The sequence below is a fragment of the Streptomyces alkaliterrae genome (assembly GCF_007097205.2).
GTDB classification, from domain to species: Bacteria; Actinomycetota; Actinomycetes; order Streptomycetales; family Streptomycetaceae; genus Streptomyces; species Streptomyces alkaliterrae.
In genome coordinates this window covers 1-8,618 of the sequence record NZ_VJYK02000239.1, presented here as the reverse complement: position 1 = coordinate 8,618, position 8,618 = coordinate 1, and the positions used below count along the sequence as shown (strand labels likewise).

10 protein-coding genes and 1 tRNA gene are annotated in these 8,618 nt (G+C 70.1%); 6 read left to right on the top strand and 5 right to left on the bottom strand.

Annotated elements, in window-relative coordinates:
• The 3 genes from FNX44_RS28135 to FNX44_RS19855 form a co-directional block, all read left to right on the top strand.
• Positions 1-736: hypothetical protein (locus tag FNX44_RS28135; protein WP_173019233.1), on the top strand; the 736-nt coding region annotated here is incomplete at its 5' end.
• A gap of 111 nt (positions 737-847) precedes the next feature.
• Positions 848-919, top strand: a tRNA-Arg gene (locus tag FNX44_RS19860).
• 268 nt (positions 920-1,187) lie between these two features.
• Complete coding sequence (locus FNX44_RS19855) at positions 1,188-3,188, top strand: GmrSD restriction endonuclease domain-containing protein (protein ID WP_153507501.1); 2,001 nt, start codon at positions 1,188-1,190, stop codon at positions 3,186-3,188.
• Positions 3,189-3,220: 32 nt separating this feature from the next.
• Here the strand turns inward: FNX44_RS19855 and FNX44_RS19850 are convergent, their stop codons facing one another.
• From FNX44_RS19850 to FNX44_RS19840, 3 genes are read right to left on the bottom strand one after another with little or no spacing between them, the layout of a single operon-like run.
• The gene (locus tag FNX44_RS19850; RefSeq protein ID WP_181355166.1) at positions 3,221-3,706 is read right to left on the bottom strand and encodes a hypothetical protein; all 486 of its coding nucleotides are present in this window, start codon (positions 3,704-3,706) and stop codon (positions 3,221-3,223) included.
• Positions 3,703-4,041 (bottom strand): ribbon-helix-helix protein, CopG family, encoded by a 339-nt coding sequence (locus tag FNX44_RS19845; RefSeq protein ID WP_173019232.1) that lies wholly within the window; start codon positions 4,039-4,041, stop codon positions 3,703-3,705. The genes FNX44_RS19850 and FNX44_RS19845 overlap by 4 nt, the downstream gene beginning before the upstream one ends.
• A gap of 36 nt (positions 4,042-4,077) precedes the next feature.
• Positions 4,078-4,533: an ATP-binding protein gene (locus FNX44_RS19840; protein WP_143649764.1), complete on the bottom strand. Its 456-nt coding sequence runs from the start codon at positions 4,531-4,533 to the stop codon at positions 4,078-4,080.
• A gap of 160 nt (positions 4,534-4,693) precedes the next feature.
• Here FNX44_RS19840 and FNX44_RS19835 point away from each other — a divergent pair, with 160 nt between their 5' ends.
• Positions 4,694-5,614 (top strand): helix-turn-helix domain-containing protein, encoded by a 921-nt coding sequence (locus FNX44_RS19835; protein WP_143649762.1) that lies wholly within the window; start codon positions 4,694-4,696, stop codon positions 5,612-5,614.
• The gene (locus tag FNX44_RS19830) at positions 5,611-5,796 is read left to right on the top strand and encodes a DUF397 domain-containing protein (RefSeq protein ID WP_143649760.1); all 186 of its coding nucleotides are present in this window, start codon (positions 5,611-5,613) and stop codon (positions 5,794-5,796) included. The genes FNX44_RS19835 and FNX44_RS19830 overlap by 4 nt, the downstream gene beginning before the upstream one ends.
• A 68-nt stretch (positions 5,797-5,864) precedes the next feature.
• Here the strand turns inward: FNX44_RS19830 and FNX44_RS19825 are convergent, their stop codons facing one another.
• Together FNX44_RS19825 and FNX44_RS19820 are read right to left on the bottom strand one after the other, a co-directional pair.
• Positions 5,865-6,521, bottom strand: a complete 657-nt coding sequence (locus FNX44_RS19825; protein ID WP_143649758.1) for a response regulator — start codon at positions 6,519-6,521, stop codon at positions 5,865-5,867.
• Complete coding sequence (locus tag FNX44_RS19820; RefSeq protein WP_143649756.1) at positions 6,518-7,759, bottom strand: sensor histidine kinase; 1,242 nt, start codon at positions 7,757-7,759, stop codon at positions 6,518-6,520. The genes FNX44_RS19825 and FNX44_RS19820 overlap by 4 nt, the downstream gene beginning before the upstream one ends.
• Before the next feature lie 153 nt (positions 7,760-7,912).
• On the opposite strand from FNX44_RS19820, the gene FNX44_RS19815 reads away from it, so the two are divergent.
• Complete coding sequence (locus tag FNX44_RS19815; RefSeq protein ID WP_143649754.1) at positions 7,913-8,557, top strand: VanZ family protein; 645 nt, start codon at positions 7,913-7,915, stop codon at positions 8,555-8,557.
• Positions 8,558-8,618: the final 61 nt, after the last annotated feature.

Below are 8,618 nucleotides of genomic sequence, written 5' to 3'. Positions count from 1 at the left end.
GCCCCACCCCGCCGCGCCCGCCGGCATGCCGGCCGCGCCCGGCGCGCCGGTCTGGGGCGCCCCGCCGCCACCGCCGAAGAGCAGCACCGGCAAGATCGTCGGCATAGTCGTGGCCTGCGTCGCGGGACTCGCCCTCCTCGCCAGCCTCTCCGCCGTCGTCCTCTACATGGCAGCCGACGACAAGGACGACTCGGGCAACGGCAAGGCCGCCAAGCCGACCGGCAAGCGCTACTCCCTCAAGCTCCGCGACACCGTCCTCGACGGCGAGTACAAGCTCGCAGACGACGTCTCCAAGGAGGTCCAGGCCGACCTCGACGCCGAGGTCGGCGGCGACCAGTACACCTCCGTCAGCGGCGTCTACGCGCCCGCGGGCGACGGCGAGGACAGCCTCACCGTCCTCGCCTTCCACGGCGACATCGAACTCCCCGGCATGGAGAAGCGCGGCTTCCTCCGCGGCTCCGCCGAGGACGAGGGCACGCGTGTCGTCCGCAAGGCCACCGACTTCGAGATCCCCGGCGCCTCCGGCACCGTGACCTGCCAGGTCCTCGCGGAGAAGGAGGACGGCGTCGGCGACATCATCATCCCCACCTGTGTCTGGGCGGACCGGGACATGCTGGTCAGCACGGTCGTCGGCGACCCCGAGCTGGTCGACGCGGACCCGAAGGCCGTCGACCTCGAAGCCGCCGCCAAGGACCTGGTCACCATCCGCGACGAACTCCGCGTCCCCCGCAAGTGACACCCTCGACGCCCGCCGCCGCCGGGCGGTGCCCCGGCCGGTAACCCGGTCCGGGGCACCGCCCGAAAGCTGGTAATGTTCTTCCTGTCGCCGCCACGAGGCGGAGACGAAGCCCCCGTAGCTCAGGGGATAGAGCAACGGCCTCCGGAGCCGTGTGCGCAGGTTCGAATCCTGCCGGGGGTACGTCAGGCGAGTACGGGTGAGACCGCGAAGCGGGTCACCCGCGCCGGTACCGTGATCGGGCGCCCAGCACTTGTGTGCGGGCGCTCGACTTTTTTCTGCGGCTCGGTCCGAGACGGCGGGCGACGGTCCGTGAACGGTGTGGCCAGGAGCCACCACCTGCTGGATCCGCAGTCGCTGCCGGGCCCGCGGCGCACCACCGAACCCGGGCCGGTGCGGCTCCGCATTCCCCGGCCCGCCGTGCTGCGTGGCTGATAACTTGTAAGGCCGCATGGCCATCCTGGTGGGGGGAAAGCCGCCGGGCTCCGAGAGCAGGAAGACAGTGCGTATTTCTCAGATTCTCGACAAGGTCGACTCCGGCGACATCGCCCTGCCGGAATTTCAACGCGGCTACGTGTGGACGCGCGATCAGGTGCGAGGCTTCTTCCAGTCCCTGTATCGAGGCTATCCGATCGGCGGCTTCCTCACCTGGACCACCAAAGCCGACAGCACACAGGCCAGGGGAGGCGGAGCAGGAAGGGACGGCACAGTCCATCTCCTGCTGGACGGACAACAGCGGGTCACCACGCTGTACGGTGTGACGCACGGTCGACCTCCCCGCTTCTTCGAAGGCAATTCGGCCACACTGACCGGCCTGCATTTCCATCTGGAAACAGAGGTGTTCGAGTTCTACGCTCCGGCGAAGATGAGGGACAATCCCTTGTGGGTGGACGTCACCTCACTCCTCCGCAACGGAATCGGCGGCCATCTGCTGAGCCTGACTCAACTGGCCGACGGGGACACCGGGGCGATGGCCGCCTATATGGAACGCCTGAACCGAATCACGCAGATCAAGGATCGCGACGTCCACATCGACGAGGTCACGGGCGATGACAAGACCATCGACGTCGTCGTGGAGATCTTCAACAGGGTGAACTCCGGCGGCACCAAGCTCTCCAAGGGTGATCTGGCCCTGGCCGCGGTCTGCGCCTCCTGGCCGGAGGCCCGACCGACGATGAACGAAGCCCTGGCGGCCTGGTCCGATGCGGGATTCGACTTCAAGCTCGACTGGCTGTTGCGCAACGTCAACGCGGTGGTCACCGGCGAGGCCCAGTTCTCGAAGCTCGCCGACGTCGAAGTGACGGCCTTCCAGGCGGGGTTGAAGGAGACCATCGACTCCGTCGGCTACCTGCTGAACGCGCTCGGCGGTCGGCTGGGCCTTGACCACCGCAGGGTGCTCAGCGGCCGGGGCGCCTTCCCTGTCATGAGTCGTCTCCTCCACCGCCATGGCGGCAGGTTCCCGGACGCGCTGACCCGCGACCGGCTGTTCTACTGGTACGTGCACAGCTTCCTGTGGGGTCGTCACACCGGGGCGACGGAGACCGCGCTGAACCAGGACCTGCAGGCCCTCGACGAGGGCGGAGTCGACTTGCTCATCGAAGTTCTGCGACGCAGCCGTGGCGGTCGACTGGAGGTGAGCCCCGACGACTTCGTCGGTTCCAGCATGGGATCGCGCTTCTATCCCCTCCTGTACATGCTCACGAGAGTCCACGGCGCGCAGGACCTGGAGAGCGGGCTGCCGCTGCGGGCGGGCATGCTGGGGCGGCTGAATTCTCTGCAGGTGCACCACATCTTTCCCAAGGCGCGCCTCCGAGAATACGGGTACAGCAGCGCCGAGATCAACGCGGTCGCCAACTTCTGCTTCCTCACACAGGACACCAACCTGCGGGTCGGAGCCAGAAAACCAGCGGAATACCTTCCCGAGATCACGATGCGTGCGCCGGGGGCGCTGGAGTCGCAGTGGATACCGATGGTTCCGGAACTCTGGCGCATCGAGAACTACCCGGACTTCCTGGCCGCGCGTCGCGAACTCCTGTCGTGCGCGGCGAACGACTTTCTGGAGACACTCCACGACGGCCCTGCCCCCGTGGACCTCTTCACCACCTCGCGGACCAGCCTCCCGTCGACCGCCGTGGCTGTGGCGGAACCCTCGTCCCTCGACGATGTTCCCGGCCTCGCGGGACTGCTGCGCGACATCCGGGAAGCGGAATTCGCGGCCCCTGAACTGGACAGCGAAGTGACCGACCCGCGCACCGGGGACGCGATCACCGTCGCCGCGGCTTACTGGCCGCACGGTCTCCAGGACGAGGTGGGTGGGCCCGTGGTCCTGGTCACCGACACCACATCGGCGGAGCAGGAGGCCCTGGAGGCGAGTGACTACCGCGTCTTCCACAGTGCTGACGCCCTGCGCCGATACGTCAGGAACATCCGTGCCGACCATGCCGTGCCTTAGCCCCAGCAGAGTCGTGGTGTGACTCCCGGCTTTCAGACGGGAACCACGTGTACGTCCGTTGGGGCTAGGGCTGTCAGGTAGGCGTTGATGTCCTGCGGGTCGGTCGTGAAGATCACTGCGCTGCCGTGTCGGGCCGCTGCGAGGGCGACCCAGGCGTCCACCGCGTCGGGTCGCTTCTTCGTGGGGAGGGCCGCCCTTCCCAGGGCGGTGCCGATGCGTCGCCAGTCCGCGAGGTCCGGGCCGGTCGCGCAGGCCAGACACTCCGGACGGCCTGCCTTCGTCTCGCGCATGGGCGGCTCGGACGTGCGGGCCTGAGGGACCGTGCAGTCCTTCAGGACGCCGGAGAGGGCGTAAACCAGTGCCGGCTGGGGGCGCCATACCTGCGCGAGGACCGGTCCGAGCACAAGCGCCCGGTGGGGGGCCGTGCGCAGTCCGTCGTGGAGGGCTACGGCTTTCGCCTTGCGATCGGCGAGCGCGATGAGCATGCCGGCGTCGTAGATCGGCACCCGTGCGCTCACGCGGCGTGTCCCGGGCGGCGGTCTTGACGATCCCGGCCGTGGACGAGGCCCAGGGCTTCCTCCACCTCGCGGCGTTCCTGTTCTGTCAGCTCCGCAGCCGGTTCGGAGGCGGGCTCGGCGGGAAGCCCGTCCGCTGCTCGCTCCGCCTGGGCGATCAGTGCGTCCACCTCGGCGAACTGTTCCTCTATGGCATCGCTCTCGGCCATCTGGCGCGTTGCGGCGTGCACAAGGTATCCCGAGACGTCCATGCCCGCCCGCTCCGCGTGCTGCCGTACGCGTTCGGCCTGGTCCTGCTCCAAGCTGATGGTGATGCGCGTCTTTGCCACGGGAGCCATCGTAATACGCGTATGACGGCGGCGCGAGTGGCCGCGTCAGTGGGGTAGGTCCAGTTCGGCGGTGATGGTCTTGCCGAGGGGGTCGCGGTCGCGGGTTTCCCAGCGGTCCGCGAGGGCCTGGACCAGGAGGAGGCCTCGGCCGGAGGCGGCCAGGGGGTCGGGTTCCGGGAGCGTGCTCGGGGTCGGGGGGCGGCGGTCGCCGCGGGCGTCGGAGACCTCGATCCGGAGCAGGTCCGGGTGGAGGGTGAGTCTCACTTCGAAGTCGCGGCCGGGTACGCGGCCGTGGGTGACGGCGTTGGCGGCGAGTTCGGCGACGACGAGGGCTGCGCGGTCGGAGGTGTCGCCGCCGAAGGGGACGCCCCACTGGTCGAGTTGGTGCAGGGCCAGGCGGCGGGCGAGGCGGGCGCCTCGCGGGGTGGCGCTGAAAAGCTGGGCGAACACACGTACGGTGACCGGCGTCTGCCGGGTCCCCTGGGTGGCGGGTGACGTCATGTTCCCAATGTGGCGGCGCGAAAGGGCACTTCACCAGCGGTGCGGCGCGTACGCCAGGTCAGCGTACGCGCACGGAGGGTGGACAGTACCCGTCACCGACCGTGACGATTGCGGCGTCGGAAGCGTTACGGGGGGCACGTGTGCGGAGAGGTGACTGCTGATGGCCTACGGGAACACGGACAACAACGGTGAAGTCAACGTGGAAGTCAACGGGGAAGTCAATGGTGAGGGCGGGGAGGTCGGTGGCGGTGGGTTCGCCTGCGGTGAACCGGAGGCGTCGGCCAGTCTGCGCGCTTTCGGCGCGGTTCTCCAGGCGCTGCGAGAACACGCCGGTTTCAGCCGGGAGGAGCTCGCTGAGATCGTGCGCTTCTCGAAGCACACGATCGCCTCGATCGAGCAGGGGCGGCGTATGCCGGACGACGAGTTCGTCGCACGCGCGGAGCCCGCGCTGGGCAACACGGGCGCGCTGCGGCGCGCTCTGCCGCACCTCACCCGCCAACCGGGTCTGGCGCGTTGGTTCCGCCGCTGGGCACGGCTGGAGGCGGAGGCCATCAGTCTGTACACCTACGAGTGCCGGCTGGTGCCCGGGCTGCTCCAGACCGAGGCGTACGCCCGGGCCGTGTCGCTCAGCGTGCCGCCGGTGCCGGACGCGGTCACGCTGGACCAGCGGGTTTCGGCCAGACTCGCCCGCCAGGAACTCATGTCGGTGAAGCGCAAGCCGCCGACCGCGTTCAGCTTCATCGTCGAACAGGCGGTCCTGGAACGGCACACCGGCGGCGAGGACGTGACCAGGGAACTCTTCGACCATCTGCTGGAGGTGATCGAAGGCAACTGGAACGTCGAGTTCCAACTGATGCCGCTGCGGCAGCCGGTGCACGCGGGTCTCGACGGGCCCCTCATGCTGGCGGAGACGACGGACAACCGCTGGTACGTCTACTCCGAGGGGCAGAAGAACGGCCGCCTGATCGCCGACGCGAAGGAGATCAGCGTGCTCCAGCAGCGGTATGCCAAACTGCGCTCACAGGCCCTGACTCCAGCCGACTCCCTGGGCCTGTTGAAGCGAATGCGAGGAGCGCTATGAGCACGTCCGAACTGGTCTGGTTCAAGAGCAGCCACAGCGGCTCCGAAGGGGACGCGTGCGTCGAGGTGGCGCGGGGCCCGCAGGCCGTCCACGTCCGGGACTCCAAGGAGCGGCACGGCCCGCAGATCGCCGTCTCGCCCGTCGCCTGGGCCGACTTCGTCTCGTTCAGCAGCGAAGTCTGAGAGCAGCACCGGAGGTTGGGGTGCTCTACCGCGGCCGGTCCGTGGCGGGGCACCCCGAATCCCGTGGGTCAGCGTTCGGCGAGGCCCGTGCGCCAGGCCCAGGCGGCGATCTCGACGCGGTTGCGGGTGGCGAGTTTGGCCTGGACGTTGCCGACGTGGGTCTTCACGGTGCCTACGGAGATCGAGAGGGCGGCGGCGATCTCCGCGTTGGTGAGTCCGGTGGCGACCAGCCGCACGACGTCCGCCTCGCGTGCCGAGAGCCCGGACGTCGGGGGTTCCGCAGGGCCGGACCCGGCGCCGCCGGAGAGGCCGCGCAGCAGGCGGAGGGTGATGGACGGGCTGACCAGGGCTTCGCCGGAGGCGGCGGCTCTGATCGCCTCGACCAGGAGGGCGGGGCCCGAGTCCTTGATGAGGAAGCCGCAGGCGCCGTCGCGTAGGGCCCGGTGCACGTACTCGTCGTCCTCGAACGTCGTGACGACCACCACCTTCGGCGGGTCGACGACGCCGGGGCGGGTCAGTCGGCGCAGCGCCTCCAGGCCGTCGAGCCGGGGCATGCGGATGTCCATGAGGACCACGTCGGGGCGGTGCCGTTCGGCGAGTTCGACCGCCTCCAGGCCGTCCACCGCCTCCGCGACCACCTCGATGTCGTCCTCGGCCGCGAGGATCATCGCGAAGCCGGTGCGCACCATGGCCTGGTCGTCGGCGATCAGCACACGGGTTGTCATGCGGCGCTCCTCACCCGGTGGTCCACGGGCAGCGTCGCCTCGACGCGCCAGCCCCCGGCGGGGGCGGGGCCGGTCCGGACCCGACCGCCGATCACGGCCACCCGCTCGGCCAGCCCCTTCAACCCGAAGCCGCCGCCCAGGGGCTGCCCCACTGCCTGGCGGGGCCGTCCGTCGTCGCTGATCCGTACCGTGATCCCGCCCGCCGACCGGGTCAGGTGTACCTCGACCTCGGTGTAGTCGCGGGAGTGCTTGCGCACGTTGGTCAGCGCCTCCATCACCACCCGGTGCACGGTGGTCGCCACCTCCACCGGAAGGTCGGCGAAGTCGCCGTCCGCCCGGAGGCGGGCCCGGCTGCCACCGACCGTCGCGAACTCCTCGACGAGCGCCCGCACTTCGGCCATGCCGGCCAGTGGTGCGAGGGGGACGTCGGTCCTGCTCTCGTCGACGTCGCGCAGCATGCCCACCATGGAGCGCATCGATTTCAGCGCCTCCGCGCCCGCGTGCTCGATCCGTTCCAGCGCCGGCGGCACCAACTCCGGCCGCCTGGCGGCGACGGAGCGCGCTCCCTGCGCCTGGATGACGATGCCCGTCACGTGGTGGGCGACGAAGTCGTGCAGGTCGCGGGCGAACTCCGTGCGCTGCTCCATCCGTACGGAGGCCTCCCGCCTCCTCCGGTCGGCGATGACAAGGCGTACGGTCAGTCCGATGCCCAGGGCCGCCGTTGCCGCCAGGGTGAAGAAGAACGCCACGACCAGGGTAGTCTCGCCGACGCCGACCGCCAGCGGGCGCAGGATGACGGCCGCGAAGCACGCGGGCGTGGACAGCGCAGCCCACAGCGGAGCCCCGCGCCAGACTGTCAGCGTCAACAGGCCGAGCAGCGCCGCCGGTTCGGTGAGTGCGTACGGGTCCCGTACGGGAGTGATCCCCTGGGCCCCGACCGGCAGCCGCGCGATGACGTGGATGGCGACCGTGGTGCCGAGCGACACGCCCGCCGCCGCACCGGCCGCCCAGGGCAGGCCCCGCGCGCCGAGCCGTGGCGAGGCCAGCAGAGCGCCGACCGCCAGCAGGGTGGACCCCAGCATCAGCGCACCTGTCGTGTGGGCGTCGAGCCTGTCGAACGCGCCGACGAGCCGACCGAAGGCGCCCAGGCTGTGGTCGAACAGGCCGAGACCGAAGAGCAGTGCCGCCGCCGTGGGCCACACCGCGGCGTGCAGCCAGGGCCGTATCCGGGACCTCATCCCGTGAGCGTAGCCGGGGGGTCGGCCGAAAGTCGTAGTGGCCCGCGCGGGATCTGCCTTTTGTGAGATCCGCCGGGCCGGTGCGTCGGGCGAGAGTGGCGTCGCGGCCGGTCAGTTCGGCGGCCGTTCGTCTCAGCGAGGAGTACCAACCCCATGGGCAACGTCCACTTCGAGATTCCCGCCGCGGCCGTTCTGGGCCCCCTGTTGGCCGTGTTCGGCCTGGTCGTCGGCGTCCGCGCGGCGCGCCGGAGGGCGGGCTGGACCGGTGCGCGGGCCGTGACCCGGCTGGCGGTCGCCGGGTACGCGGCGGGCGTGCTGAGCGTCACGGTCCTGCCAGTCGTCGTGACGTGGGGCGAGTACGCGAACCTGATGCCCTGGCACAGCCAGGTCGACCTGATTCCTCTCCTCTACGCCGACTTCCGCGGCTTCTCGCTGAACGTGCTGATGCTGGTCCCGTTCGGACTGCTGGTCCCGCTGATGTCCGCGAGGGGTTCGTCGTTGGCGCGGGTCGCCGCCCTCAGCGCGGCGGTCAGCCTGAGCATCGAGATCGCGCAGCTGCTCGCCTACCTGCTCTACAACCAGGCCCGGACGGTCGAGGTCAACGACCTCATCGCCAACACGCTCGGCGGAATGGTCGGCTATCTGGCCTTCCTCCTGCTGTCCCGCGTCCCCGCCTCGGCGGGCGTCCTGCGCGCCTTCGCCCTGCCGGGCTCGGCGGCGGCCTCGCACGGCGTGCGTCACGGCGGGGACTCCAGCGCCGCCCGCCCGTCGGACGCCGGTCTCGGCACCGGCCGGTGACCCGGCTCGTCGGCACCGGGGGCGTCGGGCGGTCGGCTGTGGGTCTGTCCCTTATACACAT